This window comes from Streptomyces sp. URMC 123 (genome assembly GCF_051386515.1).
Taxonomy (GTDB): domain Bacteria; phylum Actinomycetota; class Actinomycetes; order Streptomycetales; family Streptomycetaceae; genus Streptomyces.
Map to the genome: position 1 here is coordinate 1 of NZ_JBPQTV010000061.1, position 24,812 is coordinate 24,812.

The 24,812-nt window shown below is 68.9% G+C and carries 35 protein-coding genes and 3 pseudogenes; 12 read left to right on the top strand and 26 right to left on the bottom strand.

Annotation, left to right across the window (positions count from 1 at the left end; translation table 11 throughout):
- Positions 1-63: 63 nt before the first annotated feature.
- The 4 genes and pseudogenes from ACSNOD_RS10495 to ACSNOD_RS10510 form a co-directional block, all read right to left on the bottom strand.
- A pseudogene (locus ACSNOD_RS10495) lies at positions 64-408 on the bottom strand (ABC transporter permease); the annotation flags it as partial.
- On the bottom strand, positions 405-1,307 hold the full coding sequence (locus ACSNOD_RS10500; protein WP_436766556.1) for an ABC transporter ATP-binding protein: 903 nt from the start codon (positions 1,305-1,307) through the stop codon (positions 405-407). The pseudogene ACSNOD_RS10495 and the gene ACSNOD_RS10500, both read right to left, overlap by 4 nt.
- A 205-nt stretch (positions 1,308-1,512) precedes the next feature.
- Positions 1,513-1,785, bottom strand: a complete 273-nt coding sequence (locus ACSNOD_RS10505; RefSeq protein WP_436766557.1) for a hypothetical protein — start codon at positions 1,783-1,785, stop codon at positions 1,513-1,515.
- A gap of 142 nt (positions 1,786-1,927) precedes the next feature.
- A complete protein-coding gene (locus ACSNOD_RS10510) occupies positions 1,928-2,251 on the bottom strand; it encodes a hypothetical protein (protein ID WP_436766558.1) in 324 nt (107 codons plus the stop codon).
- A 240-nt stretch (positions 2,252-2,491) separates the two neighbouring features.
- On the opposite strand from ACSNOD_RS10510, the gene ACSNOD_RS10515 reads away from it, so the two are divergent.
- The 6 genes from ACSNOD_RS10515 to ACSNOD_RS10540 all read left to right on the top strand — a co-directional run bounded on the left by ACSNOD_RS10515 (position 2,492) and on the right by ACSNOD_RS10540 (position 8,125).
- Positions 2,492-3,868, top strand: a complete 1,377-nt coding sequence (locus ACSNOD_RS10515; RefSeq protein WP_436766559.1) for a site-specific integrase — start codon at positions 2,492-2,494, stop codon at positions 3,866-3,868.
- Positions 3,865-5,073 (top strand): hypothetical protein, encoded by a 1,209-nt coding sequence (locus ACSNOD_RS10520; RefSeq protein ID WP_436766560.1) that lies wholly within the window; start codon positions 3,865-3,867, stop codon positions 5,071-5,073. The genes ACSNOD_RS10515 and ACSNOD_RS10520 overlap by 4 nt, the downstream gene beginning before the upstream one ends.
- Positions 5,070-5,603 (top strand): hypothetical protein, encoded by a 534-nt coding sequence (locus tag ACSNOD_RS10525; RefSeq protein ID WP_436766561.1) that lies wholly within the window; start codon positions 5,070-5,072, stop codon positions 5,601-5,603. Before ACSNOD_RS10520 ends, ACSNOD_RS10525 begins: the two co-directional genes overlap by 4 nt.
- Positions 5,600-6,496 (top strand): hypothetical protein, encoded by an 897-nt coding sequence (locus ACSNOD_RS10530; protein ID WP_436766562.1) that lies wholly within the window; start codon positions 5,600-5,602, stop codon positions 6,494-6,496. The genes ACSNOD_RS10525 and ACSNOD_RS10530 overlap by 4 nt, the downstream gene beginning before the upstream one ends.
- A 133-nt stretch (positions 6,497-6,629) precedes the next feature.
- Positions 6,630-7,715, top strand: coding sequence for a hypothetical protein (locus ACSNOD_RS10535; protein WP_436766563.1), 1,086 nt, complete (start codon positions 6,630-6,632; stop codon positions 7,713-7,715).
- On the top strand, positions 7,712-8,125 hold the full coding sequence (locus tag ACSNOD_RS10540; protein WP_436766564.1) for a hypothetical protein: 414 nt from the start codon (positions 7,712-7,714) through the stop codon (positions 8,123-8,125). Before ACSNOD_RS10535 ends, ACSNOD_RS10540 begins: the two co-directional genes overlap by 4 nt.
- Positions 8,126-8,280: 155 nt before the next feature.
- On the opposite strand, the gene ACSNOD_RS10545 is transcribed toward ACSNOD_RS10540, so the two are convergent.
- From ACSNOD_RS10545 to ACSNOD_RS10555, 3 genes are all read right to left on the bottom strand, one after another.
- A complete protein-coding gene (locus tag ACSNOD_RS10545) occupies positions 8,281-9,450 on the bottom strand; it encodes a hypothetical protein (protein ID WP_436766565.1) in 1,170 nt (389 codons plus the stop codon).
- A gap of 60 nt (positions 9,451-9,510) precedes the next feature.
- On the bottom strand, positions 9,511-9,738 hold the full coding sequence (locus tag ACSNOD_RS10550) for a hypothetical protein (RefSeq protein WP_436766566.1): 228 nt from the start codon (positions 9,736-9,738) through the stop codon (positions 9,511-9,513).
- A gap of 239 nt (positions 9,739-9,977) precedes the next feature.
- Positions 9,978-10,649 (bottom strand): WxcM-like domain-containing protein, encoded by a 672-nt coding sequence (locus ACSNOD_RS10555; protein WP_436766567.1) that lies wholly within the window; start codon positions 10,647-10,649, stop codon positions 9,978-9,980.
- Positions 10,650-11,088: 439 nt separating this feature from the next.
- Here ACSNOD_RS10555 and ACSNOD_RS10560 point away from each other — a divergent pair, with 439 nt between their 5' ends.
- A complete protein-coding gene (locus ACSNOD_RS10560) occupies positions 11,089-11,730 on the top strand; it encodes a hypothetical protein (RefSeq protein ID WP_436766568.1) in 642 nt (213 codons plus the stop codon).
- Positions 11,731-12,093: 363 nt separating this feature from the next.
- On the opposite strand, the gene ACSNOD_RS10565 is transcribed toward ACSNOD_RS10560, so the two are convergent.
- Positions 12,094-12,354 carry a hypothetical protein gene (locus tag ACSNOD_RS10565; RefSeq protein WP_436766569.1) on the bottom strand — a complete coding sequence of 87 codons (261 nt, stop codon included), beginning with the start codon at positions 12,352-12,354 and terminating at the stop codon, positions 12,094-12,096.
- A 67-nt stretch (positions 12,355-12,421) separates the two neighbouring features.
- On the opposite strand from ACSNOD_RS10565, the gene ACSNOD_RS10570 reads away from it, so the two are divergent.
- The gene (locus tag ACSNOD_RS10570; protein ID WP_436766570.1) at positions 12,422-12,763 is read left to right on the top strand and encodes an NUDIX hydrolase; all 342 of its coding nucleotides are present in this window, start codon (positions 12,422-12,424) and stop codon (positions 12,761-12,763) included.
- Here the strand turns inward: ACSNOD_RS10570 and ACSNOD_RS10575 are convergent.
- Positions 12,713-13,097 (bottom strand): annotated as a pseudogene (locus tag ACSNOD_RS10575) (transposase); the annotation flags it as partial. The gene ACSNOD_RS10570 and the pseudogene ACSNOD_RS10575 sit on opposite strands and share 51 nt — an antisense overlap.
- A gap of 80 nt (positions 13,098-13,177) precedes the next feature.
- Here ACSNOD_RS10575 and ACSNOD_RS10580 point away from each other — a divergent pair.
- Together ACSNOD_RS10580 and ACSNOD_RS10585 are read left to right on the top strand one after the other, a co-directional pair.
- Positions 13,178-13,426: a hypothetical protein gene (locus ACSNOD_RS10580; RefSeq protein ID WP_436766571.1), complete on the top strand. Its 249-nt coding sequence runs from the start codon at positions 13,178-13,180 to the stop codon at positions 13,424-13,426.
- A 12-nt stretch (positions 13,427-13,438) separates the two neighbouring features.
- Positions 13,439-13,705 carry a hypothetical protein gene (locus tag ACSNOD_RS10585; protein ID WP_436766572.1) on the top strand — a complete coding sequence of 89 codons (267 nt, stop codon included), beginning with the start codon at positions 13,439-13,441 and terminating at the stop codon, positions 13,703-13,705.
- Between the two features lie 45 nt (positions 13,706-13,750).
- Here ACSNOD_RS10585 and ACSNOD_RS10590 read toward each other — a convergent pair whose 3' ends face one another.
- From ACSNOD_RS10590 to ACSNOD_RS10605, 4 genes are all read right to left on the bottom strand, one after another.
- Entirely contained in the window at positions 13,751-13,900 is a 150-nt protein-coding gene (locus ACSNOD_RS10590; RefSeq protein WP_436766573.1) for a hypothetical protein, read from the bottom strand.
- 130 nt (positions 13,901-14,030) lie between these two features.
- Positions 14,031-14,210: a helicase associated domain-containing protein gene (locus tag ACSNOD_RS10595; RefSeq protein ID WP_436766574.1), complete on the bottom strand. Its 180-nt coding sequence runs from the start codon at positions 14,208-14,210 to the stop codon at positions 14,031-14,033.
- A gap of 264 nt (positions 14,211-14,474) precedes the next feature.
- Positions 14,475-14,888: a hypothetical protein gene (locus ACSNOD_RS10600; RefSeq protein WP_436766575.1), complete on the bottom strand. Its 414-nt coding sequence runs from the start codon at positions 14,886-14,888 to the stop codon at positions 14,475-14,477.
- A 125-nt stretch (positions 14,889-15,013) separates the two neighbouring features.
- Positions 15,014-15,403 (bottom strand): VOC family protein, encoded by a 390-nt coding sequence (locus ACSNOD_RS10605; RefSeq protein WP_436766576.1) that lies wholly within the window; start codon positions 15,401-15,403, stop codon positions 15,014-15,016.
- 230 nt (positions 15,404-15,633) lie between these two features.
- On the opposite strand from ACSNOD_RS10605, the gene ACSNOD_RS10610 reads away from it, so the two are divergent.
- On the top strand, positions 15,634-16,521 hold the full coding sequence (locus ACSNOD_RS10610; RefSeq protein ID WP_436766577.1) for a LysR family transcriptional regulator: 888 nt from the start codon (positions 15,634-15,636) through the stop codon (positions 16,519-16,521).
- Here ACSNOD_RS10610 and ACSNOD_RS10615 read toward each other — a convergent pair.
- The gene (locus tag ACSNOD_RS10615; RefSeq protein ID WP_436766578.1) at positions 16,459-17,070 is read right to left on the bottom strand and encodes an FtsK/SpoIIIE domain-containing protein; all 612 of its coding nucleotides are present in this window, start codon (positions 17,068-17,070) and stop codon (positions 16,459-16,461) included. The two genes, ACSNOD_RS10610 and ACSNOD_RS10615, sit on opposite strands and share 63 nt — an antisense overlap.
- Before the next feature lie 295 nt (positions 17,071-17,365).
- Here ACSNOD_RS10615 and ACSNOD_RS10620 point away from each other — a divergent pair, with 295 nt between their 5' ends.
- Positions 17,366-17,800: a GNAT family N-acetyltransferase gene (locus ACSNOD_RS10620; RefSeq protein ID WP_436766579.1), complete on the top strand. Its 435-nt coding sequence runs from the start codon at positions 17,366-17,368 to the stop codon at positions 17,798-17,800.
- Between the two features lie 46 nt (positions 17,801-17,846).
- On the opposite strand, the gene ACSNOD_RS10625 is transcribed toward ACSNOD_RS10620, so the two are convergent.
- The 12 genes and pseudogenes from ACSNOD_RS10625 to ACSNOD_RS10680 form a co-directional block, all read right to left on the bottom strand.
- Entirely contained in the window at positions 17,847-18,575 is a 729-nt protein-coding gene (locus tag ACSNOD_RS10625; protein ID WP_436766580.1) for a hypothetical protein, read from the bottom strand.
- The gene (locus ACSNOD_RS10630; RefSeq protein WP_436766581.1) at positions 18,479-19,090 is read right to left on the bottom strand and encodes a TniQ family protein; all 612 of its coding nucleotides are present in this window, start codon (positions 19,088-19,090) and stop codon (positions 18,479-18,481) included. The genes ACSNOD_RS10625 and ACSNOD_RS10630 overlap by 97 nt, the downstream gene beginning before the upstream one ends.
- Positions 19,087-19,344 (bottom strand): hypothetical protein, encoded by a 258-nt coding sequence (locus ACSNOD_RS10635; RefSeq protein WP_436766582.1) that lies wholly within the window; start codon positions 19,342-19,344, stop codon positions 19,087-19,089. The genes ACSNOD_RS10630 and ACSNOD_RS10635 overlap by 4 nt, the downstream gene beginning before the upstream one ends.
- Positions 19,345-19,449: 105 nt before the next feature.
- Complete coding sequence (locus ACSNOD_RS10640) at positions 19,450-19,662, bottom strand: hypothetical protein (RefSeq protein ID WP_436766583.1); 213 nt, start codon at positions 19,660-19,662, stop codon at positions 19,450-19,452.
- A gap of 72 nt (positions 19,663-19,734) precedes the next feature.
- Positions 19,735-19,863 carry a hypothetical protein gene (locus ACSNOD_RS10645; protein ID WP_436766584.1) on the bottom strand — a complete coding sequence of 43 codons (129 nt, stop codon included), beginning with the start codon at positions 19,861-19,863 and terminating at the stop codon, positions 19,735-19,737.
- Entirely contained in the window at positions 19,854-20,351 is a 498-nt protein-coding gene (locus ACSNOD_RS10650; RefSeq protein ID WP_436766585.1) for a hypothetical protein, read from the bottom strand. Before ACSNOD_RS10650 ends, ACSNOD_RS10645 begins: the two co-directional genes overlap by 10 nt.
- A gap of 51 nt (positions 20,352-20,402) precedes the next feature.
- Positions 20,403-20,951 carry a hypothetical protein gene (locus ACSNOD_RS10655; protein ID WP_436766586.1) on the bottom strand — a complete coding sequence of 183 codons (549 nt, stop codon included), beginning with the start codon at positions 20,949-20,951 and terminating at the stop codon, positions 20,403-20,405.
- The gene (locus ACSNOD_RS10660) at positions 20,885-21,649 is read right to left on the bottom strand and encodes a hypothetical protein (RefSeq protein ID WP_436766587.1); all 765 of its coding nucleotides are present in this window, start codon (positions 21,647-21,649) and stop codon (positions 20,885-20,887) included. The genes ACSNOD_RS10655 and ACSNOD_RS10660 overlap by 67 nt, the downstream gene beginning before the upstream one ends.
- 7 nt (positions 21,650-21,656) lie before the next feature.
- Entirely contained in the window at positions 21,657-21,959 is a 303-nt protein-coding gene (locus tag ACSNOD_RS10665; RefSeq protein WP_436766588.1) for a hypothetical protein, read from the bottom strand.
- A complete protein-coding gene (locus tag ACSNOD_RS10670; protein WP_436766589.1) occupies positions 21,956-22,741 on the bottom strand; it encodes a TnsA-like heteromeric transposase endonuclease subunit in 786 nt (261 codons plus the stop codon). Before ACSNOD_RS10670 ends, ACSNOD_RS10665 begins: the two co-directional genes overlap by 4 nt.
- Before the next feature lie 720 nt (positions 22,742-23,461).
- Positions 23,462-23,776, bottom strand: coding sequence for a hypothetical protein (locus ACSNOD_RS10675; RefSeq protein WP_436766590.1), 315 nt, complete (start codon positions 23,774-23,776; stop codon positions 23,462-23,464).
- A gap of 637 nt (positions 23,777-24,413) precedes the next feature.
- Positions 24,414-24,812 (bottom strand): annotated as a pseudogene (locus tag ACSNOD_RS10680) (hypothetical protein); the annotation flags it as partial.

The following is a 24,812-nucleotide window of genomic DNA, read 5'->3' on the forward strand; positions in this document are numbered from 1 at the left end:
CGTTCTCGGTGCTCAGGTGGGATTGCACGCCGTCGCTTCGCTGATCTCCGCTGTGCTCACCCTCGCGGTGGGGCGCACGGGGGTGGTGGAGATCCGGCGCAGGATGCCGCGCTCGCGGTAGCCAGTGATCACCGGAGGCATGGCCATCAGACCAGCCATGATCATCGAAAGGAGCACGGCGACGGGCACGTAGGCCTCGACGGTGGAAAGGCCGCCGAGCTCGTCCGAGGGCTCCGTCATGGACGGGATGAAGCCGAGGACCAGCAGCAGCAGCGTGGGGAAGGCCATGACCCAGAAGACCGAGCCCGGCTCGCGGAAGAACAGGAGCAGCTCCGCGCGCAGCACGGCCCGCCCGGGACGAGGCGTGGTGGTGGTGGACGGTACCGGGGGTGCGGTGGCGGCGCTCATGCTTCGGCTCCCGTCAGGTCGAGGAAAGCGTCATCAAGAGTGGAGTCGGTGACGCGCAGCTGGTGGGCGCTCACCCGGTTACGGGCGAGCAGTCTGATCACCGCATTGACGGTCTCGTCGGTACCGGCGAGGGTGACCCTTCCATCACGCTGCGTGATGGAGGCGAGGCCCGGCAGGGCGGAGAGGACGTCCTCCTCCAGCGGGCGGGAGGGAGTGAAGGAGATGACGGTGCCGCTCGCGGACCGCGCCACCAGACCGGACGGGGTGTCCAGTGCGGCAACCCGCCCACGGTCGAAGATCGCGACCCGGTCGCACAGCCGCTGCGCCTCCTCCATGAAGTGCGTGACGAGGAGGATGGTGACGCCGCTCGCCCGGACGTCCTCGATCAGCGACCACACCTCGCGCCGCGCCGCCGGGTCCAGGCCGGTCGTCAGCTCGTCCAGGACGACGACCCGAGGAATGCCGACCAGGGCGAGCGCGATGGCCAGCCGCTGCTTCTGGCCGCCGGACAGCTGCGCGAAACGGGTGTCGAGCTTCCCCTCCAGGCCCAGGCGCGCGGCCAGAGCGCGCCAGTCGGCGGGGCGGGGGTAGCAGGCGGCGTACAGCTTGAGTGCCTCGGCGACGGTGAGCTTGCCCTGCAGCTCGCTCTCCTGTAGCTGCGCGCCCACGATGAGTGTCATCTGCGCGCGGTCGGCGACCGGGTCCAGCCCGCACACCCGGATCGTGCCGCTGTCCGGAACGCGCAGCCCAAGGATGGACTCGACGGTGGTGGTCTTGCCGGCGCCGTTGGGGCCGAGGACCCCGAAGATTTCGCCCTCCTCCACCGCGAGGGAGACGCCGTCCACGACCGGGCGTCCGCCGTAGCTCTTGCGCAGGTCGTTCACTTCAATGAGACTCATGCCCCCACGGTGCCGGGACGGGCTGGGCCCGCACATCACCCATCACCCTCGCTGGGGGTCAGCCGATCGGTTGACCGCCTGCGTCAACCGATCGGCTGACCCCCTTATGCCCCCTACCGCACGACCCCTACGACCCTGACGTTATTCACCGGCGCACGCCGGCGGATGTGCCGAGTCAGGGAGACAGCCTCTGACCGGCTGCCGGTCAGGCCCCGGGTGAGGCGGTCCCGACGAACAGGCCACGCGGTGCGAGCGGGTGCTTAACGTACTCGATCTCGCACCCCGCGCGGACGAAGGCGCTCTTGTACTCTTCGCGGGTGAACAGCGTGGTGCGGTGCACGTCGGAGAAGTGCGTGACACCGCCCTCCGTCGAGGCCACCAGATAGTGCACCTCCATGTGGCTGACCCTGCCGTCCCGGCCGGAGTGGGGAACGCGGACGTAGGTACGCCCACCCGACTCGACCGTGTCGGTGCCCACATGTAGCCCTCCAGGAAGTCCTCGGGAAGCCGGAAGGGTTCGATGACGATGACGCCGCCCGGTGAGAGGTGATGGGCGAAACTGCGAAGTGTCGCGGTGAGTTCATCAATGTCGGCGCAGTACGCCACCCCGCTGAACATGCTCACCACCGCCCCGAAGGTGCGGTCGAGGGCGAAGTCGCGCATGTCGCCTTGGTGGATGGGGACCCCGGTGTTTTCCGGGCCAACTGCACCATGTCCTCGGGCAGATCGAGGACCTCGTCGTGCCCGAACGAGTCGGCAAAGCGCGAGAGATGGTCGCCGGAGCTGCGGGCGACGTGCAGCAGCGAGTCCGCCTCCGGCAGCCGGGCCCTTATCAGGGACGTCACCAGTGCGGCCTCACCCGTGTAGTCCTTGTCCCGGCCCCGGTAGAAGGCCTCGTACATCTCGCCGCGGTCGTAGACGCTCTCGTGCTGGTCAGTCGCCACGTGTCCGCTCCTTGTGGTGGTTCGGTCGTCTGTCTCGTCTTCCCTGTTGGATCGACGTGTTGAAGCCGATCGAGCAGGGGTGGATAGGTGCCGGGCTGGCGTACGTACTGGGTGCCGCAGGGCCGTCGGGTGGTGGCGGATCGGGTGCCCGCTCTGGCTGGGTGGGAGGACCTGGCCGAGCGTGAGGAACGAGTAGGGATTCATCCTGGGGATCCGATCCTTCTTTCTCCGGACTGTCGTGTGGACGAGGTGTTGAGCCGGTATCTGTGCCGGTCGTCGTTCGCCCGTCTCGCACCGGAGACGAAGCGGAACTACACCGACGACTACAGCTTGTTCTTCGACTTCCTGTGGGGGCGCGGGAAGAACTGGTCGGGCGTGACGGCGGACGATCTGTGGGATTTCGAGGATTGGCGGACCCGTTCGCTGCGGAACCCGCGCCGGGTCGGCGGAGCTCGGTGGAACCGTGGGCTGACGGCGCTGGCACGGCTGTACGAGTGGGCGGTCCAGCACAAGCATGTGCGGACCAACCCGGTGGTCATGCGGTCGGCGCCCGGCCGGAACGGCGGGAGTATCCAGGTGCCGGCTGCGTTGTCGAAGAACGCGCGGGCCAGTGAGGTGCGCTGGCTGACGCCGCGGGCGTTCCGCCGCTGGGTGGAGGTGGGGCTGCGCGGGTTCGGCGCCGACGGTGCTCCGTCGCCGGGGTGGGCGGGGCGGATGGCCGACCGTAACGGTGCCTTCGCTGATCTGCTGTTCTCTTCTGGCGTGCGTCTGACGGAGGGGGCGTCGTTGCTGACGGTGGAGGTTCCACGGCTTCGGCTGGACGGCGGCCGGTACTACGTGGGGCGGCTGGCCCGGGTAGTGACGAAGTCGCGGCGGGCTCGGACGTTCTATGCCTCCTCGGTGGTCGTTGGAGAGGTCGAGGGCTATGTCGAGTCCTCGCGTGCCCGTGTGGTGCGGCGGGCTCAGGCGGCGGGTCGCTACGACGATCTGCCGGTACGGCTGGTGACGCACGAGAGCGGGCGGCACCGGCGGATGCTGCATTGGCGCGATCGCGACGGCGTGGTTGGGCGAACAGCGTTGTCGGAGGCGACGGTGGGGGAACGGATGACGTTTTTCACGGAAGGGCCGACCGGGCCGGAGCCGTTGTGGCTGTGGTTGAGCGAGTCGGGTCTGCCGTTGCGTCCTTCGTCGTGGGAGGGCGTCTTCCGTGCGGCGAACGACCGCTGCGAGGCGGTGCTCTCCGAGGCGATGGACGAGCCGCCGTTCTGCACGCCGCATATGTGTCGACACAGCTTCGCGCTGTGCATGCTGGTGGTCCTCAACCACGTCATGGACCGGCGGATGGGGCTGACGCCGGAGGAGCGGCGCGACTTCCGGCTGTTGTACGGCGATCCGTGGCGGATGGTGCAGGATTTGCTCGGGCACGCCCAGCTGGAGACGACGAGGTGGGTGTACCTGGCGCCGGTGGCGGACTTGCGGCTGCGGTCGCTGCTGGCCGACTTCGTGTCCGCTGACGGGCCGGTGTCGGAGAAGGAGCTGGTGGCACTGTTCGCCCGGCTAACTCGGGAGAGCGAGGGCATCCAGGACCTGGACGAGCAACTGGTAACCGCCCGGTGAGCCGGCGCGGCCGTACGGCGGCCCTCCCCGAGCAGCCGCACCGGCGCCCGGCAGTACTCGAGGCGGGCGGCTTGGTGGTGGAGCACCGGGACCCGCAGGGCCGGAGGCGTTCCTACGACTTCGCCGTGCTGCCGATCCCGCCGGCGTTCCAGCGGTCGCTGGCCGTCCTGTACGCGGCCCGGTGTTCCCCAGGCGGGGGCTGGGACAGCGTCCTGACCAGCGAGGAGTATTGGTATCTGGTGCGGGCCCTCGCCGAGTTCCTCGCCGGTCTGGAGGGCATGCCGCAGGACGTGGACCGGCTGACGGCGGCGCACTGGGCGGAGTGGCGGATGAGTCTGCCGCCGCGGACCAGTGGCTACAACAAGTACGCGACCATTGCGGGGCTGCTCCAGTCCGACGCGCGCCTGCCGCAGCCGGTACGGGAGGCTATGGCCCAGCGGTTCGCCTGGGAGTCGGGCCGCGAGCAGGCCTACCGCCCGGAGGAGTTCCAGGACATCCGCGCGGCGGCCCGGCGCACGTTTCGGGCAGCCCTGCTGCGGATCCGAGAGAACACCGGCCGGCTTCAGTCCTGGCGTGCCGGTGAGATCCCAGCCGGCAGCCGGGAGTGGCTTGTGGGAGAGGCCTTGGACGTGCTGGCGCGTACCGGGGACGTGCCGCTGTACGAGTTCCGGCGGGCCGTGCGTCCTACTCACCGTGAGGCGCTGGGCGGGAGCGCGGCGACGTGCACGTGGATGCGGTTGTTCCTCAGCCGCAAGGAGGCGACCGCGCTGGCGGTGCTGATCGTGATGGAGCTCGCCCTGAACGCCACCACGGTTTCGGAACTGCCCGTGCCGGAGGCGCTGCCGGGCACGGGGGAGGCGGGGGTGCCGGTGTATCGGCTGCGGCTGGAGAAGCGGCGCCGGGCCGGTCCTCGGGGCCGCTTCGAGAGCCGCAACCTCACCGACTCCGGAGCCGGATCCTCAGGGCGGGTCATCACCGAGGCGCTGGAGGCGACCGCGGCCGCACGCGCCGTTGTGGCACTGACCGGCGAGGCTCCCAACCGATTGCTGGTGTGGCACCAGATGACGGGGCACGAGCGGCAGGCGTACCTCAGCCGGTACGTGTGGGCCCGTTCGGGTTGGGTGTGGACGAGCGCGCCGGCCGGGACTGGGCGCGGTCGGTCGGGCTGCCCGGCTCGCCGTTGCGGCGGCTGCGTCGGACGGTGAACGTGCTGCACCGGCGCGAGCCCGGGCAGAACACCCAGGACACGCACGACCAGGTCTACGTGCTGCCCGAGCCGCAGATCCGCGAGGCGGCCGTGCCAGTGATCAACGCTGGAGCGCTGGACGCGGTGGCCTCCGCGCGCCGCACCGTCTTCGCCGCCCGTCTCGCCGACCAACCCCAGGAGGGGGACCGGCCCACGGCGACGACGCACTGCGCCGACTTCGAGCACAGCCCGTTCGGGCCACCGGGGCGCGGCTGCGCCGCGTCGTTCCTGCTGTGCACGGCCTGCCCGAACGCGCGGGTTACCCCGGCCCATCATCCGCGTCTGGCGTACTTGCACCAGGCGCTGACCGCTCTGCGCGGCGTACTGGACGCGGCGGTGTGGGAGGCGGACTGGGCCGACTCCCACGCCCGACTCGACGATCTGCGCGCTCGGCTGGGGGAGACAGTCTGGGCGACGGCGCTGGGAGCCGTCACTGGCGAGGACCGCGCGATGATCAGCCACCTACTGCAAGGGGACTTCGACCTGTGACCACTCTGCCGGTCGAGCTGCCCGCGCTGCCTGACTGGAGGACGCCGGTGATCGCGCCCTCTTTGGTCGTCGCCCCGGGCCGCCCCTTCGTTTCGGTCTACGCCGACGACGACTGGTCCCTCACGCCGCTGATCGCCAACCCCGGCGCGAAGCGGGTCTGCATCGACTGGTCGCACTTTCCTGACACCTTTCGGGAGGAAATGCGGCTGGCCGCCTGGATGATGATCAACACGGCGCTGCCGGCGAGCGTCCTGGTCGGCCACCCCGCCTGGCATCCGCGTCTGGGCCCGAACGGCGTCTACGACACCGTGCGCCGGTGGAACAGGTTCGCTCACTGGTTGACCGGTCAGGGACTGTCTACTATTGCCGCGTGCACGGCCGACACCTTCACCGCCTACGCCGCACACCGGGCGCGCCGCCCGGAGGTCGTCCGCGACGACGCCACTAGAGAGCTGGTGGCACTGACTCGACTGTGGGCGTTCGACGCCGCGAGCGCCGCCCCGGCCGGGGTGCCGATGCCGCCCTGGCAGCAGTACGGCATCGACGACTACCTGCCGGCCGCGCCCGCCGTCGGCCGCGGGGAGAACAGCCGCGAAGCGATCCCGGAAGCCACGATGGGCCCGCTGCTGATCTGGGCTCTGCGCATGGTCGACGACTTCGCCGGCGACATCCTCACCGCACAGCAGGACGCCCGGCGCCTGACCGAAAGGGCCGAGCAGACGGCTGGTACCAGGGAGTCGATGGCGCGGCTGGCCCGGTATCTGGACCAGCTCGTCGAACGCGGCGCGCCGGTACCCGCCCGGCGGCTGAAGGGCGAGTACCAGGTCAGCGCCACCTACATCGCCGCCCAGGCCGGCTGCGCTCTGCGGCAGGTCAGGCAACCACCTGCGTAGTGAGCGCCGCGAGGGCTTCCGTGACTACGTTCGCCGCCATCCCGGACCTTGCCCGCTGTCCACCCCGGTCACCGGCACGGTCGACGGCCGGCCATGGGCCGCGGCCCTCGACTTCACTGAAATCCCGCAGCTCATGCGGCACCTCAGCACAGCCTGCTTCATCGTCGTCGCCTACCTGACGGGTATGCGGCCCGGCGAGGTGATGGCCCTGGAGAACGGCTGCTGTCCCGAACCCGACCCGCCCGGGCGGCACCTGATCTACGGCCGGGTCTTCAAGGGCGTCTTCGACCAGGACGGCAACCACCTCTCCGCCGGCCAGCCACGCGAAGTGCCATGGGTCGCCATCACCCCGGTCGTCACCGCGATCCGCGTACTGGAACGCATCGCCCCCGACGGCCTGCTCTTCGACACCGCCGCCCACACCATCCTGCGCGGCCGCGCGGCGACCGGCCGGACCATCGGCTTTGAGGCGATGCGCCACCGCATCGAGGACTTCACCGCCTTCGCTTCCGAGCTCGCCCTCCGCCTGGACCGCCCCCAAGAGACGGTCTGGGCCGACCTGCACGGAGCGATCGGCACCGCCCGGTTCCGACGCACCCTGGCCTGGCACATCGCCCGCCGCCCCGGCGGCCTGGTCGCGCTGGCCGTCCAGTACGGGCACCTGCGCACCACGATGAGCGCCGGCTACGCCGCCCGCGGCCGCGACGGCATCCACGAACTGCTCGACATCGAGACCGCCCGGGCCACCGTCGACACCCTCACCACCCTCCACGACGACCTCACCCACGGGGTGCGCATCTCCGGGCCGGCCGCCCGGCGCGCGATCCACGCCGCCGCCCAGGCACCGACGTTCACCGGGTCGATCTGCACCCACCGCCAAGCCCGCGACATTCTGGGCAATCCCGCCCTGACCGTCTACGACAACCCGCGCGCCTTCCTGATGTGCGTCTACAACCGCGACCGGGCCCTGTGCCACCGCCTCGACATCACCGATGCCCCGCGGCTCGGCCGCTGCGAGCCGTCTTGCGCGAACATCGCCCGCACCGACCAGCAGGCCGACCAGCTCCGCCAGCACGCGCAGACGCTGGAGAAGCAGGCCGCCTCCGAGGCCCTGCCCGGTCCGCTCGCCGACCGGCTCGCCCGCTGCGCCGAACACCTTCTGGGCTTGGCCGACCGGCACGAACACGACCGCATCGCCCTTCAGGAGCCGCCGTCATGAGCCCAGCCCCGGACGAGCGCGAGCGGATCAGTGCCGCGATGCACCGCATCTTGGGCGGCACACCGCAGCGCTCGAACGGAGCGCTGACGATCGTCGCCCTCGCCGTGGAGGCCGGCGTCCCGCGCAACGCGCTCACCCAGCGGCACACAGACCTGAAAGCGGAGTTCTACGACAAGGTCTGGGCCCGGGGCGCCACGCCGGACAGCGAACGCCGTCTGCGCCAGCAGGTCCGCAAGCTCAAGGAACTCCGGACGGCAGACGCCCGAGAGATCGCCCAGCTCAAGACCGACGTCGAGGCTCTGGTGGGCGCCCTTCACCAGGCCACGGCAGAGAACAGTCACCTGCGCCGGCAGCTCGTCGACCGCCATGCGGTCGTGCGCGTGCTGCCTGCGCAAACGCCCCCCCGATAGGTAGCCGGTCAGCTGCCGCAGGCACACCCACCGGCCGCCAGCCAGGACAGCCCATGAAACCGGTCAGCCTCCAAGTGCACCTGCGTGAGATCGACGTCCCTCCGCAGCGCGGCAGGACCTCAGCGGTCCGGAAGGCGGCGCACGGTGGGGCTGTCCTACTCGGCCGGCAGACGGAGCATCGGTTCGAAGGCCGCGCCCTCCTCGCCCTCGACCGAAGGGAGGAAGCCGTCCGGGACGGTGCGGGCGGCCGTGGTGAGGAGGCGGGCCAGGACCTCGGCCTCGGTGGCCGGGGGGAGACGGAGGGCGGCGAGGAGGCGGTCGCGGACCTCGGGGTGGTCCGGGTTGTCCTCAAGGTAGTCGGCGTTGAGCGCCGGGGGACGGAAGCCGGCCAGGGCGTCGTGCCAGGAGGGGAGGACGATGGCCAGGGTCAGGGCCTCGGCGAGGGACTCCGCGATGAGGGAAGCCTGGCCCTCGGAGTCGGTGTAGAGGACGGGGCGGACGCGGTCGGAGCCGGCCGGGCCGCAGAGGTAGTGGGTGCCTCCCGCGTTGCAGCCGGCCACGGGCTCCACCGGGAGACCGGCCGGCAGGGCGATCGACTCGATGGGGTCGGTCCGCGTGAGATCGAACTCGCCGTCGCAGGCGAGGTACGCCTCGACCTCGGGGTCGGCGGCGATCCGGCGGAGCAGGGCCTCGTCGGAGAGCGCGGCCGGGTTGAGGCCGCGGGCGGCTTCGGGGGTCAGGGGGTGGCCCGCGAGGACGTGACGGACGGTGTCGAGGGGGACGGGCCGCCCGTAGTCCTCCTCGAAGTGCGCCTGGACGGCCTCGGGGGAGCGGTTGGTGAGGAGACGGAAGAGGTGCCCAGAGCCGTCCGGGTCCGGGCTGCCCGAGGGGAACTCGATGCCCGAGCCGGTGCACCAGGCGCTGCCGCCGGCCTCCCACCACAGGCAGGCGGTGACCCGCGGGGCCCCGAGGCCCTCGTCGACAAAGGCCGGGTCGTCCAGGAGCGGGCGCAGCGCGGCGGGCACCTCGTCGATGACACCGGGCCAGACCTGTTCGTCGTCCGTGCCGTACGGGCTCATCTCCGACTCGTGGTCGAAGCCGCGGACGAGCACACCGGCCGGGGTGAAGAGGACGGAGAAGTCGTCACCCGAGCCGTTGTCCATCAGCGCCGCCTCCGTCCCAGGCCCCCAGGTGGTGGAGAAGGAGTAGCGGGAGAACCGCGGGTCGCGGCAGATCGCCTGGTCCAGCACGGCCAGCGCGCGCAGGTGCGCGCGGAGCTCGGCGGGGTCCGGGAGGAGAGCGGCGGTCGTGTGCACGGTGTCCATGGGCTCATGTAAGCAGCCAGCACTGACATCCAGGGCGGCGGTTCGCGCACACCCGATCTCTCACTCAGGGAACGAAAAGCCCAGCTCACGCAGGCGGGGCAAGCACGCTGCGAGGCATTGCTCCACAGACGCGGCATCGGTTCGCACAAGGACGTCCTCGCGCAACGGCGCTCCACTGGCGACGAAGGTCCAAGGCTTGCCCCTCCCTGCCATTCGCTCAGCGTCGGCCTTGAACAGCACCGTTACGCCCTGTTCAGCCAGTGCTTCCATAATCGCGACGATGTCCACCGGCACTCTCCCCTCCCGAAGCGCTTCGAACGCGCCATCGGACGACCATATTCACTCCAGGCCGGACCCTGGACACCGCCCGCATGACCCAAAGTGACCGATCGGGGCGCTCTGAGCTGGAATACGCGACACCTCAACATGCGAGCTCACCAGTCCTGAGGCCGTGCAGGGCGGCTACTTCACCTCAACACGCTGAACTTGACAGAGAAGTGTCCGCTTGCCTGTCGTCGAGGCGTTTCTCACGGTGCTGGAAGGCGTGCGGTCCGCACGAACTCGTCGTAGTCGTAGAGGTAGTCGTCCAGTTCGTACGGAGCCGAGGCGAGCACCAGGCAGATCGCGTCGGGCGAGAAGTCGGCGAACTCGGTCCACACGCCGGGCTCCACGTGGAGCGCCTGGTCCGGACGGTTCAGGCGCACCCGGGCGCGCGACCGCTCTCGTCTCTCACGCCGACGACTGTCGAAGCCCTGGCCGTGGGCGGAGCACACTGGCGGGGTGGCGAGGTCGTGGAGGAAGCTGCCGAGGTTGTAGCCGGCTGCGGTCAGGGCGAGGGGGTAGCTGCTGGTGGGAGTCAGGCCGGGTGCGACGTTGGTCTCCAGGACATAGGCCGCACCGCGCGCGGTGACGATGGCGTCGGTGCGCGAGAGCTGCCGCAGGTCCAGCACACGGTGTGCGAGGACGGCGGCGCGGGCCGCTCGTGCGGGGAGGTCGTCTGCGAGGCGGGCCGGTGTGTGGAAGGTGGCGGCCCCAGCGGTGTACCGGCCCGTCGTGCTCGGCCGCGGTCCCCTTGCACGTATTCGAGGCTTTCCGCTCGTGCCGGCGCGCGTTGTCCGCGTCCGCGTCGGCGGTCGTTCCGACGCTGGTGACCTCCACGCAAGCGGCCCGGCCGTCCGTGGGTGTCGCCGTGGCGGCATTCTCCCTGCCGGGCATTGACCATGCGCCGTCCGTCCTGCGGGACAGGCTCGCCCCTCGTGGCCGCCGAGGGCTGATGGGTGAGACCCACACCAGCCCAGGCAGCCGCCCTGCGGCCGATCACCGCGTTCGGCCCGGGCTCCCCCCTTGGCCTACGACGACTACCTCCACCACCCCGCCGGCCTCGGCCGCCTGCCCGCCACGCGCTACCGCACGCCCGTCGCGGTGATCGGGCCGTGATCGCCTTGGCCAGGCCAGGTGGCTCTCCTTAACGTCGCACTGGAAAGGCTCAATGTCAGCCCGTGAGACACGCAGAGCGACGGACGGCCCACAGGCGGCCTGGTCATAGGAAACGCCCCCGCCGAGCACCGAGACCATGAAGTGGGGCGATTCACTCATTTTCGAGCGCGGTAAGTAGCTCGCCAGGCAATATGGTCTGCCATGGACCTTGCTGGCGCAGCTGCCGTTCTCGCTCTCCTCAGCATCCCTGCGAGTGTGCTGATCGCTCGTTGGCAGATGCGCACCACGCTGGCGCAGTCAGAGGCGACGTATCGGGCAGCCTTGGAGGTTGCGGAGGTCAACCATCGGGCCGCTTTGGAAGTCTTGGATGCGAACCACCAGAAGGCCTTAGAAACCGCAGAGGCGAACCATCAGAGGGCCTTGGAGCTTGCGGCGGCGAGCCATCGGGGCGCTCTCGATGTTGCACGCAAACAAGCAGAAGCCGAGCACCTTCGGTGGATAACGGAAGCGCGGACTGCCGAGTACAGACTTTTCGAGGCTTCGCTGGCACAGTTCCGCCGTGTCTTCCTAGCTGACGAAGTCGTCAAGAATGAACTTATAGATGCTCACCATGAAATGCATCGGAGTCGTTACGCGATTCGGCAACTGGGGCCTGGCGAGGTGTATGACGTCGTTGAACGCATTGATCTGCAATGCGGCCTGATTCTCGTCCGTTTTGCCAAGCGCACCTCGCAAATCCCGATCGAGCGTGCTGAGTGGTGGCAGAGGGCGATCGCGCCCCTACGACTCGAACTGGGTGAGGCGGTCAAGGGCATGCTCGATAGGCATATAGCATCGATTTGATGCAGTTTGGTGGGGTGGCCTTTGCCGCTAACGTTAGCGGCAGGTGGTGCGCGTCATCGAAATGGCTCTCCATTTCCCCCGCCACCGTTATCTGAGAACAATAGGAAAACCTTTCTACGACCTGCTCAGCCGCCACGGCTTCGCGGTCCTCACCCTCCCCTTCCGCCCGACTTCGAACTCGGAGGGTCTCTGCACTGCGTCACCTGGCACATCCGCCACACCGGTCACCAAGAGGATCACTTCCCCACCTCACCCACCCAGCGGCCGGTGAATGAGCCCGCACGCGTACCGACGTTCTCTGTCGGCCGGACCGAAGGACCAGCCCGATCTTGGTTACAGCATGAGCGGCACCTGAAAGACGCTTCAAAGGCCCGGGTGGTAGGACACTCCGCCATCCGGTCCGTGATGGTACAAATCCTGCTGCACCACGTTGATCTCATGCCGCAGCTGCGCAGCTTCTTTCTGCGGCAGGTCCAGTTCCCTTTCCCAACGCTGCATCAGCTGCAGTTGCACCTCAAGCGGGATGTCTCCGTGAGCAACCTTGTGGAGGTCTCGCGCTTCGACGTAGCCGCTCAGCAAGCTGGTGAGTTCGCTGCCGAACCTATGCCCAGCGGGATTCGTCATGATGACCACTCCTCTCCCTTCCAGGCTACGACTCGGCGGCTGACGCGTTGCCGGTGTCGACGGCCGGGTGCTGCTGCACGGGCCGGCCGACGACTACCTCGGTGGATTGTGGGAGCTTCCCTCCGGCGAGGTCGAGGACGGCGAGGCGCTCATCGCAGCCCTGCGGCGCGAGGTCGCCGAGGAGACCGGCCTGACCGTGGCCGCGGTCGGAAACTACCTCGGCCACTTCGACTACCGCTCCAGCTCCGGCCGCCGCAGCCGGCAGCACAACTTCACCGCCGCCCCCACAGGGCAGACGGACCAGCTCAGCGAGCACGACGCACAGCTATGGGCCGACGCTGGCCAGCAGGGGCAAGTCTCCAGCACCGTCCAGGCTGTCCTCGGCACCTGTCGGCGTACAGCGGCCTGACCGCGCTTCGCCCGGCCAGGGCCCCCTTTTCGGGCCCGGCCGCGTGCTGATGAGCCCGCACGGTTGTGGCCTCCACGCACACGATCGACCAGGCGACCGTGCCAACAGCATCGGAGTGCTGTTGGACATGGGACAGCAGCCGGTCCCATGTGCCGTCGGCCGACCAGCGGCGGAAGCGTTCGTAGACAGTCTTCCACGGCCCGTAACGTTCGGGCAGGACACGCCAGGCAGCCCCTCGAACCGGACGGCCCATCCGAAACGGGACCAGCAACAGGGTGATCACCGCCCACGACCCATCAGTCAGCTCATGGCGACGCACCACGAAACGGACCAACGACCAACCACTTCGCGGACACGACCTAGAACCAACCCGCCCTGTTCTACACGCCAGTTAGCGCCGATACGCTGCCGGTCATGGGTGGCCTTGATGACGAGATCAGAGCCGCGCGCTCCCGTGCCGATGCCTGGGTGAGCGCCGATCAGCGGCGAGCAGAACGGGAGCGGAACGAGGCAGCTGAGGTCCAGCAGCTTCTCGCGGAGGCCGTGAAGTTGCTCAGGCCCTACGGCTCCGAGATCCTGGTGCAGGTGAAGCCCGCAACGTTTCGCGGGGAGTACACCGCCAACGGTCAGCGCTTCCGCCGCATCGCGCAGCAGCGGTGCTGAAAGCTCGCCCACATGTCCGGCCGTCGGCGGGATGAGAACGGCGACCTGGAAGATGACTGGATGGAGTCGCCGGTCCTGCTGCTGGAAGACGGTACAGCGGGCCGCTTCTGGCTGGACAACGACATCAGCCCGCAGCGCGAGGGCGAGTACGTGTCCTCCCACGCTCCGGACCCGCTCACCAAGCGCACGTTCCTGGACAGCTCGAGCCGCGAGCTGCCCGCACTGCTGAAGCGGTACCTGGGCGAAGCCATCGTGCGCTACGAACGCGACGGCCGATGACAAAGGGCGGGGGCCGACACCGGCGCCCCGCCCTTCGTCACCAGCTCAGGCCCAGTCGAGCCCGAGGCCGGCCAGTGCCTGGAGTTTGTCGGCGGCGAGTTTGGCCCACCTGCTCTTGCTGTTGCTCGGAAATACCCCCAGCTTGACCTCCGTGCCGTCCCCCAGCCGCTCTACGTGCGTCCTGGGGACCTTCACAGAGCCTGTGCGGGCCTTGTACTGCGCCAGGGATGCCCCGCCCCCGGCTCGAAGGCGTTGGAGGCCGCCTTGGGGACCTTGGCGGTGGCGTATCCGCCTCGGGCGGCAGTGGTGTCACGTCGATCGCTTCCTAGATCTCGGGCTGCCCGTCCGTCAGGCTTGTCCAGACGTCGTGCTGCCGCTGCCTGGCCAGCCACTTGCCGACGTCTATCTCGTGCGCGGTGACGCCGGGCAGGACGTCGGCCTGGCCCTCTTCGTCGGCCACCAGCTCGCGCAGGCGGCGTAGTGCCGTTGCCAGTCCGCCAGCCACTCGGGGCTCCAGTGCTCGTCGACGGCCTGCAGCGCGGCCTTCCGCTCGGGGTGGTCGTCCAGCGCGCCGGGCTGCCGAAGGACGCGCTCCAACCGGTCGTCGCCCAGGCCCGTAAGGCAGGACGCCACCCGGTCACGGTCCTGGACGAGGTAGGCCACCGTCAGTTCGGCCCCGCCACATCGCATCGACCAGCCAGGGGCCGTCCGTTACCGCGATGCCCAACGTCCGGATGCACGCTGGAGACGTGTACCCAACCTGGTCGGATCATCGTGCATTCGCCATCGCCCTCACCGGCGGCGCGGCGGCCGCGGGTTCCGTACCACCGGCTGACCCGGTGCGGGCGGGACCGGCCGCCGAGCAGCCGGCGACGATCAGGGACGCGGCGATCAGAGCAGGTGAAGCGTAGGTTCTGGAGGTTCTGCGCGCGGTGAGTCCTCGAAGGGCGTGAGGTGGGGGCGGACCGAGGGAGTCGACACCTTCGGACCGCGTCGCACGGCATCGGGCACTGTGGGCGAGCATCCGCTCCTCATCCAGGAATGTCTCCACCATCAGCTGCGGCCCGTGCTGCTCTGCGAATGCCACTGCCTTGGAGATGGCGTCACGGAAGCTCTCCAGGTGACCGTCGCTGATGCGCATGGTGTTCCGGAAGAGGAGAACTGTCGAGTCATGAGTGGTCATGACCCCGACCTTCGACCCTCAAGCAAGGTTGAGGTCAAGTGCCGATCGTCCCCGGCGCCCTCGTCGACCGGCGCTCTGCTCAGAGGTGTCGGCAGCGAGGTGGGCGTGGCTTGCTGTGGGGGGTGTCACGCGTCCTGCGGGTACCAGCGCAGTTCGACGGTGTTGCCGTCCGGGTCCTGCACATAGAGGGAGAGGGCGGTGCCCCGGGCGCCGAAGCGCTCGCCGGGGCCGTCCAGAACCGTGAAGACGCCGGAGTCGATGACCTGCTGCCAGTCGAGGGGTTCGACGACCAGGCAGATGTGGTCAACGTTGGAGCCTGTTGTCTGGTCGGTGGGGGCTTGAATGAGGTCGATGATGGTGGTGGGGCTTACGCGTACGGAGGGGAAGGGGGCTTCGCCGGCTCGCCACTGTTCCACGCGCACCGGTTCCAGGCCCAGGGGGCCGGTGTAGAAGGCGAGTGAGCGTTCGATGTCGGCGACGGTGAGGACAAGGTGGTCGAAGGCGATGACGCGCATCGGTTTCTCCGGGGGTCGGGGCGCCCGGGGGCGCCGGTGATGGTGGTGCGGCGTGGGCCGACTGCGGGCGGCGGCGCTGCGTGGCGGCTGCGGATCTGGCCTCGCCGCTCCGCGAGAAGCGGCTGGGGTCGGCCGGCTGTGGCCTGCTGGTGATGTGAGCATCGCCGAGCGGGCATGCATCGGTCCAACACATGTTTGTCATCTGATCCAGCTCGTTTCACGATGGATCTGTGGATCTTCAGCAGATGCGTTACGTCCTGGCGGTGGCGGAGTGCGCCAGCTTCACCCGCGCCGCCGAGCGGTGCCACATCGTCCAGTCGGCGCTCAGCCACCAAGTGGCGCGGCTGGAGGCGGAGCTGGGCGCCCGGCTGTTCGATCGGACCAGTCGCCGGGTGCGGCTGACCACCGCCGGGGAGGCGTTCTTACCCGCCGCCCGCCAGTGCGTGGAGGCGGCCGAGCGGGCCCGGGCGCAGGTGGCGGCGGCCACCGGCGAGATACGGGGCACCCTGACTGTGGGGTCGATTCCCACCGTGGCGGCCGTCGACCTTCCCGCGGTGCTCAGGGAGTATCGCCTGCGTTACCCCCAGGTGCGGATCAGTCTCCGCACAGACTCCAGCGAGCATCTGGTCGATCAGGTGCGCGAGGGCATGCTGGACGCGGCCTTCCTGGGCGTGCCGCCCGGCTTCCGTATGCAGGGCGTCTGCGACAGGGAGCTTGCCTGCGGGCGGCACGTCGCGGTGGTCGCCCCGGACCACCGGCTGGCCGGGGAAGGCGATGTGGATCTGCGCTCGCTCGCCGAGGAGGTGTTCGTGGACTTCGCCGCAGGCAGCGCTGCCCGCGCCCAGTCGGATCAGGCGTTCGCGGCGGCCGGTCTGCGGCGTGAGGTGGCCTTCGAGGTGTCGGGTGTCGAGTTGATGGTCCGGATGGTCCGCCATGGTTTGGGCGTCGCACTGCTGCCTGAGGCGTTCACCGCGGAACTGCGCGGGCTGCGGTGTGTGCCGGTCACGAACGGGCCCGTACGGGTGGAGCGCCTGGTCTGGAGCCGGTTCACGCCTTCACCTGCGGCCTCGGCTTTCCTGTCGTTGCTGGACGTCTGTACGCCGCCCGCGAAGCCCTGACTTCCTGGCGTCGGCGTACGTGTGCGCGTTCCCGCCCACGTACGAGCGAAGTGCGCCAGTGGTCGATGCGGTGAGACCTGTGCCTGGGCACTGTGCTGCTGGGTTGGTGACGGGGAGGCGTCGGGGCGGGCGGTCGACGGGGTCGGCGTCGACGGCCATGCTCGCGATGAGGGTGCCCAGCGATTCGCTCTTGCCGGAGCCGGTTGTTCCGGCGATGAGGGTGTGCGGGCCGTCGTTGTCAGGTTCACGGGGAACAGTTCCGTTCGCCCACCCGAGGACGGCCCTGGCCCGCAGTCCCGGGGCGCGTTCGACCCAGTGATCGCGGACGGCGGACCTGAGGGTGTCCTCCAGGCTGAGCAGCGGCAGGAGCGAGACCCGGTCGGGCAGGCCGGCGCTCTCCACCCGCAGCTCCGGGTCCTCGAAGCGGGCCGGCGCCCGCGCGGTCCGCCGGGCCTCGGTGAACGGCATGTCGTGCAGCGGGACGCCGTCCACGGTCTGACTGGAGGCCACGCCGCGGGCCCGGCCCGTGCCCCGCGTCAGCACGCGCATACAAGACACCAGGTGATGTTCTCGGCCGACCTCAGAACGCGTTTTCAAGCCCTGTTGTCCCGTCTCATTTGATCTTGCCTGTTTCCGAGGCTGTGACCTGGGCTGATGCATGAGTGGGTGAGACGGCGCCTCGTCGGAATCTCACATGGTGTTGTCGCCCAGCGGCACTTCTCCGAGGTCGTCTCACTTGAAGTTGTCGGTCAGCGGTTCTGCCCGTCGGAGTCTGCTGCACCTGGCGATCAACGTGCCAGTGCATCCGTGCCTTGCGGACCTGGTCGACGGATAGGCTGCCGTCATGGACGTCCGTGTAGAGATCATTCGGGAAGCCAGTGAGGAACTCGTTGAGGCCTTCGGTCGGCTTTTGCCGCAGTTGTCTTCAACGGCCAAACCCCTCGATTTCGAGGCGACCGACCGGATGGTGTCGTGTAATGCCAACACTGTGCTTGTCGCCCGGACGTCCGAGGCGATCGTCGGCACTCTGACTTTGGTGTTGTTGCCCCTGCCGTCCGGGTTGAGGGGCCGCGTCGAAGACGTGGTTGTCGACACTGCGGCGAGAGGCCAGGGAGTCGCAGCACTCCTCACCCAGGAGGCCTTGCGGCTCGCTCGGGAGGCGGGCGCCCGGACGGTGGATCTCACTTCTCGGCCGGATCGTGCCGCAGCGAACCGGCTTTATGAGCGTCTTGGCTTCCAAGCTCGTGAGTCGATGGTCTATCGCTTCCCGATCGCTTAGTTGGATGGTTCTGCCGTCCCACCGCCGCGGGGCCACCGTTTCCGAGTCAGTCGTCCTGGACAGCCATGCGTTGACGGTAGGCGGCCTGCTTGCACCGCGGTGAGCAGTAGCGGGCACCGCGACGTCGGTCGTTTCCGCTGGCCCAGGCGGTGCCGCAGACCGAGCACTGCGCCTGCCGCGTGCTGGAGGCGGCATCGCGGAGTTCGCGTTGATGTTGTTGACGCCTCCAGTTGCGGGATCTGCATACCGTCGAGCAGAACCGCATCCTCGTGCTGGCGTCCTTCAGCTGCGTGCCGCAGCTGGCGCAACGGCCCGGGTCATCGGAGTCAGGTGCGAGGAGAGCATCGAGGCGACGGGTGAGTTGCTCCGTCGTGTCCGGGTTGTGGGCCCGGGGCTCGTTCGGCATCGGGAACGGGTGGTTGTGCAGGGTCCGGTAGTAGCGCTCTTCCTCGATCCAGCGGACGAGCGGGTCAGCGACCCCGGCACCTTCGTAGCTGTAGCCGGGTGCGGCCCGTGCGCGGACTTCCAGGATGAATTGGCGGAAGTCTCGGTCATGGCCGGTGAAGGGCAGGTTCCGGAGCTGGGGTGAGGCCAACAGCCCGGTGAGAGCGACGATGTCGGGATAGCTGTTGGCGATGAGTCGGAGGTCCTCTCGGTAGGTGCCGCATCCTGGGGGAATCAGGATTCGCAGTCTGTGATCGAGCCGTTTGTGAAACCTGCGGTTGTCCCACCACCGCCAGCACCAGTCAGTTGCCTCGCGCATGGCGATGGCCACGGTCTGCCAGCCGTGTTCACGGACGGGCGGTGGTTGTCTCGCTGGGCCTGGATGATCTCTGGCAGTGGACAAATGTCGAACTGTGCATGGTAGGTGTCGGTCCAGCGGCCATGGCGAAGGCACAGCCTGGTGCTGTTGGGGACCCAGCGCAGGGCTTGGATGAAAACTCCCTTGGCGGCCAGACAGAGGGTGCAAGAGGCCTGGACCTGCCAGCCCTCATCGAGCAGCTGCAGGGACACGGGCAGGTTCCGGGTGTTGTCCGGACTGCGTAGGTCGGGCAGGGCCTTGAGCAGCCGGTCCCGCGGATGCCCGGAAAGGTCGCTGACGGCGTCCAGGAGGGGCAGTGGAGCGGGGTGGATCCGGTGCCGGTTGTTGATGTGTTCGTGGAGTGCCAGGTTGGAGATCCGGTTCGCTGCCGCCAGCCGGCTGACGCAGGAGTCCCAGGTCTCGCGGTGGAGAGGAGCGACGGTGTGAGGGAGCCGACGCAGCCGGGGAGGCGGCAGAAGGCTGATCATGCCGCGTCTCCGACCTCACCCTTCTCGTCGTCGGTGGTGCCGGACCTGCTGGACTGCGTGCTGTGGTCGACCGGGATGGACTGAAGAAGGGGCCGGGTGATGCGTTCGCTGCCGTCGGCGATGGCGCTGATGGCAGCGGCGCGGACGAGGTGGGACAGGCTGCTGATGCTGCCGTCGGTGCGGGTGTGGAGATATTTCGCCAGCCGGATCCGGGTGTCTGGATCGTGGTGGTGCAACCGCAGCGAGTTCTCCATCAGAGCGATCATGGAGCGCCATTCGGCTTGGTAGGCGAAGTTCCCGGTGTGCTTCATCACGCAGCGGGCGGCGATCTGCTTTCCGCGGACCCCGGTGAACAGGCCCTAGCGTTGCACGTTGATGCCGGCGTAGACGAACGTGGCGGGGATGTGCTCGGCGAAGTACTTCAGGTGGTCGGACATGTCCTTGCCGGTGGACGTGCCCATCGCCCAAGGACCGGAGACGATCAGGCCGCGGCGAGCGCTGATCTCCCGCCGGTTGACCAGAGTCAGCAGCCGGCCCTGGTGGAGGACGTCACGAACGGTCGGTGTCTCCACGATGATCAGCTCGGAGTGGTATTTGACCCGGCCTTCGTCGTACTCGTCCCGGGCTCTGGGATCAAGGTCTTTCTACTCCTCCTCGGACAGAAGGTCGAAGGCGATCGGGTCCTCGTCGACGAACCGACGCCAGCCCTCAAGCGTGGTCGTTGGCATCCGCCGATCCTCGGGCAGCCCGAACTCGGGCGCGTTCACCACCATTTCCGTGCCTCCTTGCGTGCGTCGAAGACTTTCAGCGGGACGACCTCGGCAACCGCGTCGTCGTCCTCGGCTTCCTCCTCCGTCCCGGCTGGGGACGTGGGCTCGACCGGCAGAGGCGGCGGAGGTTCAGGCCGTGGCCATGCGGGCTGTCTGGTGGCCTGAGTGCGGGCGGCGATCTTCGGGCCACGGCGCCAGCTGCGGCGGCCGCGGGCGGGTTTGGCCGAGGCTGCTTCTTCATCAGGGCCGCTGGCAGCCCGGTCAAGTAGGTCGCCGACCGCCTCGGCGATGGCATCCTCGGTGACCTGCTCGCCCTGTCCACGCAGGTCGCGGGCGGTGCGGCCGCAAGCCAGCTCGCCGAAGGGGGTGGCGGTGGTGGACAGCAGCCGCCAGGGGACGGTGATCCACTGCCCTGTGCGGTGGTTGCGGAGCCAGACGAGCCGGATGTCGTAGGGGTCGTGGCGGACCTCCCAGCGGTTCTTCCGCTCCAAGATCCCGGACTTCTCCCGCCGCAGATCGTTGAGTTCTTCGCAGTTGTAGATCTAGTGGTTGATCTTGATGCCGTATGAGTTGATGGCCTGCCAGCGGGCCGGCAGCAGTTCCAGGTAGTCCTCCGCGGTCAGCGCGAGCGGCAGGAAGCCGGCCGACTCGACCAGCGCGGCGTACTTCTCGTTCGGGGAGAACGTCCGCCGCGGGGCGAGTGGGTCACGTAGCGAGTCGTGGGCCCTGTTCTGCCACTTGGCGCTGATCCATTGTTCCAGCAGTTCCTGGAGCTGGTGCAGGGAGAACAGCGGTTCGTCCTCGATCTTGCGGCCGCGGTGTTCCGTCGACCGGCCGGTGTAACCGGGCAGGAACTGGGCGAACAGTGAGGCTGCCGAGACCAGTGTTCTTTCGATGTGGGGTTTGTGAGTTGGGGACCGGGGAGGAGCATGAATCACCTCGGTGCCGAACGCGTTGCAGGCTGCATGGAAGTTCTTCGACAAGAAGGCCTTGCCGCCGTCGACCACAACCGTTTCAGGGGTGATCAACGGGACCGCGGCCGCATGCCGCAGCCTGTCGTCGACCGACAGCAGCCGCTCGTAGGGCAGCACCGAGTGCTCCGCAGAGCCGCCGGCCAGCCCGGCCGCATCGGCGCCGGGGTCACCGAGCGAGCCAGCAGCAAGGCGGCGTCCACCGACTTCGTGGTCGGCCGCAGCACCGCTGCAGTGATGGACCGCGTCGCGACGTCGACCATGCCAACCAGTTGGCATCGGTCCACGACCCCGTTCTCAAGCCGGACCAGCACGTCGAACGGGGTGGAGTCGACCTCCATCAGCTCGCCCGGACGGCAGACCGTGACCTGGTCGAAAACCCCCTCGGGCTGGTTGGCCAGAGAGCGGCGGGTGCGGGGCGAGCCAGTCGTGTGGCGACCGGCCTCCAGCCGATTGAAGAGACGGTAGAAGGTCGCCCGCGAGGGCATCTCGACCGGCGGTCCCTTCAGCTTCTTCACTGCCTGGCCGACGCGTTCGAAGTAGTAGCTGACGGTGTGGGTCGAGCCATCGGCGGCCTGGTCCATGAGCCGTCGCAGGATTTCGACGACCTGGGGGTCGACCTGGCGCAGGACTGGGCGGCGCGGGGCCTGGCGGCCGTCGACCATGCCCATCACTCCGCGTTTTTGGTAGCGGCGTCGACGCCAACGAATGGTGTGCGGGCTGACCGGACGACCGGTCTCGCGCGACAGCTCGATGGCCTTGGCCGCCTCGCGCTCGGCCAGGTTCCGGGCCGCCGGGTCGTATTCGGGCCGAGGCATGACTCCCTCAGAAGCGTCCGTCCGGCGGCAGGCCAGTGAGAACCTCGCTCATGTGCCGGTGCCACCACAGAGCCCGGTCGGCTTCGCTGGGCGGCAGTCCGTCCAGCAGGCCGGGAGCAAGTCGGCGGGCCCCGCCCGAGCCGATCACCTCGAACCCCGGAGAGGTCATCAGTGTCGGGAGATGCATCGCGCTGGACTGCCCGTGTTCGTCGGCCAGCCGCACCAGGACGCCGGTGATGCCGACCACGGTGTGCACCTTGTTGTCGAACCTCACCCGGTCGCCGGGCCTGACCACCAGCGGCCGTCTCACCGGGCCGTCACCACCTGGCGGACCACGCTTCGCGGCCCCAACGGGCCCGATGTCAGGTCGACGTCCAGAACCCGGCGCCAGAGCAGGTGATAGAGGACCGGCAGCACCGCCAGACGGTCACCGACCCGCTCGGCCCCGGCCAGCAGGGCCTCCGGCTCGGCGAAGGCCCTCGTCAACTCCGAGGCGACGGGTTCCCGGTGGTTGCGCGGGTGCCGGTAGCCCGCCAGCCACTTGACGTTCGCCAGCAGCACCGGATCGATCGATCTCACCCGGCGAAAGACCCATCCAGCAAGTTCGCAGGCTCGCGCCGTGGCAGCGAACGCCTCCGCGTCGTCCGGCCCGATCCGATCGTCCGGACGTACATCCATCACCAGGCCCCCGCCGTCATCAAGCCGGGCAAAGAAGTCTGGGACGTGCCCGCGACGGCCTCGCGGACCGGGCCAGAACAGCCGGAACGGCTGACCGACCAGAACCGTGACCCGTGGGTCGAAGTCCATCAGCATCGCGTGGTGCCGTTCCAGGTGCGACTCGCAGGACAGCTGCCCGGCTGTCGTAGCCGTCCAGTAGTCACGGGTCACGGACTTCTGCCCCTCGTAGGACTTGACCGTACGCACCGGCGACAGCCACTCGAACCTCAGCGTCCAGCATGCCGACAACGGTTCGCGACGGCGTACGAGATCCTCATCGACGTACCCCACCTCGAACGCGGCCTGGCCCAGCCTCCCGACATCCACCACCCAGCCCCCAGATCGATCAAACAGAACCGATCCGAGCAAAGCCACCAGCCGGCACCGGCCGTCAGCAGTACGGGCTCAAACCGCCCGAGAGGGGGAAGACCGGGTGAGAAAAATGAAGATCAGCGACAACAGCACTTGAGACTCGCCCACCCGACAGACAACGTCACGTGAGACCAGCGGCAACGTCATCCGAGATCAGCAGCGAATCCATCAAGGTCCCTGAGACAACGAGAACGTCACGCGAGACGGGACACCTGTCTCCGCAGGTCAAGGCACCCGGTTTGGAAGGAGAGCTTTGCGTAAGCGTGGAACGGTCAGTGTGACCGTTCCACGAACGGCACCTCGCAGGGGTGGGAAGCGGGCGGGGCGGAAGTGAGGGGCACCACGGTGACCGTGTCCCGAAAGGCCGGCGTCGGCGGCCACTCAGTCTCTTGAACGATCTCGAGTTGTCGAGTGGCAACTCGGTCTCGGTGCGGCGTCGGGGAACATCGGAAACAGCCGTTGGCGACCAGAACGATCACGGCCCGCTCCGTACAAGGGCACTGACCCGGTTCTCGTACTAGCGGCCGGCCTCGGGCTGGGCCCAAACCGTGGGTCGGGCCGGGTGGGGGCCTGCCCGGAGTTCGACCCGCAGGACTTCCAAGGCACCGGCGCGCAGTCGGGTGCGGCATCGACCGCCTCCATGCGAACCGGACCGCGGCCCCCGGACTCGACGAGCTCGCCGTCGGTGACGAAGTGGCCGTCGGAGACGGCCCGGGAGGCGGGTCAGAGCTCGTCGCAGACCAGGCCGAGGACTACCGTTTCGTCCTGGGGGTATGGGTGGGCGCTCGCGCACTCGAAGGCGTACGCCCGCTCGCCGCGGTACTGGAACAGCACACCCGCCGGGGCGTGATTGGCGTCGAAGGCCTGGCAGCCGTAGCCGTGCAGGATGCGGCTCTCGGCGTTGTAGTCGAATTCGGCGCAGACGTAGTCGGTGCCGAGGGCGTGGGCCGCCGGGGCGGCCACCACGCAGGCCGCGCCGGCGAGAGCCATCGCGACGACGGCGAGGAACGGACGGCAAACGAACGACCGCACATTCATGGCGATTTCCTCTCTGCTCGCCGGCCCCGGCCGACGCGCCGCCACAGGGGACGGCGGGACCGGCTGCGGACCGATCTGTCGAACAGCATGGACATGCCCGACATGGCGGCAGTGACCCGAAAAGACGCTGTTTTTCACCCGCAGGTGTTGCCGGGTGGTGGGGTGGGCTTTTGTCCGTGCTGCCCGCATCAGGTCGCCGTCGTGCTCGGCGGCCGGCCGGGTCTGCCGTTGAAGGCGGCCGCTGCTCGGCGTCGCTGCCCGACGTCGCCGTGGGCGAGGCGCCGGCGCCGGGCGGGTGGTGCTGCTGAGTGGGTGTGTGCGGTGCGGCGAGCGCTGCGAGGCCTCCTGCGGCTGGCGGGCCGGTCAGTCGCGTGTCGCCTGCCAGCGGGAGGCCCGAGGCCCGGGCCGGTGCCTGCCCCGGGTATGCCGGCGACGACCTCGTCGCGGTGAACCCCTGATGAGCCGTGTCGTTCGTCGGCTACCAGTCCTGTTGGACCCAATGGATCGATCCAACACCTCTGCGCGGGCCGGGAAGGCCCTCCGCTGGGATCATCCGGCGGGTGCCTCTCCGCCTGTTTGCTTGTTCGCTCATTGCCGGCGCCCTCATGCCTGGGAAGTGCACTGGGGAAGGGCCGGGTCAGGAGGCGTAGACGCTGTCGCAGTACCTGCCGTTGGGGCACTGGTTGGGGTGCTGGACGTAGGGGCCGTCGCCGCGGGGGAAGGAGAAAGGCAGGCCGGTGTCATCGCTGCCGGCGGGGGGCCCGGTCCTCGGGGGCGGTGCGGGTTCACCGGAGTGGCCCGATCCCGATCCTGAGCCGGACCCTGTCCCGGAGCCGGAGCCGGAGCCGGGCTTGGACCCGGTCTGGGAGTCGGGTGTGTCGCCCTGTCGCTGGGGTGTGTCGGCGGCGGGGGGTTGTTGGCGGTCGGCGGTCTTCGGCGCCGGGGAGCGCTGCTGTCGGTCGGCTGCCGGGGTGGCGGCCTGCTCCTGTGCGGCGCTGTCGTCGTTGTCCTGCTCCGGCCCAGGGGTGCCGGAGGG

Bases quoted from the DNA above. Each gene is read 5' to 3' on its own strand.
- ACSNOD_RS10500 (WP_436766556.1), bottom strand. From the start codon at position 1,307: ATGAGTCTCATTGAAGTGAACGACCTGCGCAAGAGCTACGGCGGACGC.
- ACSNOD_RS10535 (WP_436766563.1), top strand. From the start codon at position 6,630: ATGCGGCACCTCAGCACAGCCTGCTTCATCGTCGTCGCCTACCTGACG.
- ACSNOD_RS10540 (WP_436766564.1), top strand. From the start codon at position 7,712: ATGAGCCCAGCCCCGGACGAGCGCGAGCGGATCAGTGCCGCGATGCAC.
- ACSNOD_RS10545 (WP_436766565.1), bottom strand. From the start codon at position 9,450: ATGGACACCGTGCACACGACCGCCGCTCTCCTCCCGGACCCCGCCGAG.
- ACSNOD_RS10555 (WP_436766567.1), bottom strand. From the start codon at position 10,649: ATGCCGCCACGGCGACACCCACGGACGGCCGGGCCGCTTGCGTGGAGG.
- ACSNOD_RS10560 (WP_436766568.1), top strand. From the start codon at position 11,089: ATGGACCTTGCTGGCGCAGCTGCCGTTCTCGCTCTCCTCAGCATCCCT.
- ACSNOD_RS10565 (WP_436766569.1), bottom strand. From the start codon at position 12,354: ATGACGAATCCCGCTGGGCATAGGTTCGGCAGCGAACTCACCAGCTTG.
- ACSNOD_RS10580 (WP_436766571.1), top strand. From the start codon at position 13,178: ATGGGTGGCCTTGATGACGAGATCAGAGCCGCGCGCTCCCGTGCCGAT.
- ACSNOD_RS10585 (WP_436766572.1), top strand. From the start codon at position 13,439: ATGTCCGGCCGTCGGCGGGATGAGAACGGCGACCTGGAAGATGACTGG.
- ACSNOD_RS10600 (WP_436766575.1), bottom strand. From the start codon at position 14,888: ATGACCACTCATGACTCGACAGTTCTCCTCTTCCGGAACACCATGCGC.
- ACSNOD_RS10605 (WP_436766576.1), bottom strand. From the start codon at position 15,403: ATGCGCGTCATCGCCTTCGACCACCTTGTCCTCACCGTCGCCGACATC.
- ACSNOD_RS10615 (WP_436766578.1), bottom strand. From the start codon at position 17,070: ATGCGCGTGCTGACGCGGGGCACGGGCCGGGCCCGCGGCGTGGCCTCC.
- ACSNOD_RS10620 (WP_436766579.1), top strand. From the start codon at position 17,366: ATGGACGTCCGTGTAGAGATCATTCGGGAAGCCAGTGAGGAACTCGTT.
- ACSNOD_RS10630 (WP_436766581.1), bottom strand. From the start codon at position 19,090: ATGATCAGCCTTCTGCCGCCTCCCCGGCTGCGTCGGCTCCCTCACACC.
- ACSNOD_RS10635 (WP_436766582.1), bottom strand. From the start codon at position 19,344: ATGGAGAACTCGCTGCGGTTGCACCACCACGATCCAGACACCCGGATC.
- ACSNOD_RS10645 (WP_436766584.1), bottom strand. From the start codon at position 19,863: ATGGTGGTGAACGCGCCCGAGTTCGGGCTGCCCGAGGATCGGCGGATG.
- ACSNOD_RS10660 (WP_436766587.1), bottom strand. From the start codon at position 21,649: ATGCCTCGGCCCGAATACGACCCGGCGGCCCGGAACCTGGCCGAGCGC.
- ACSNOD_RS10675 (WP_436766590.1), bottom strand. From the start codon at position 23,776: ATGAATGTGCGGTCGTTCGTTTGCCGTCCGTTCCTCGCCGTCGTCGCG.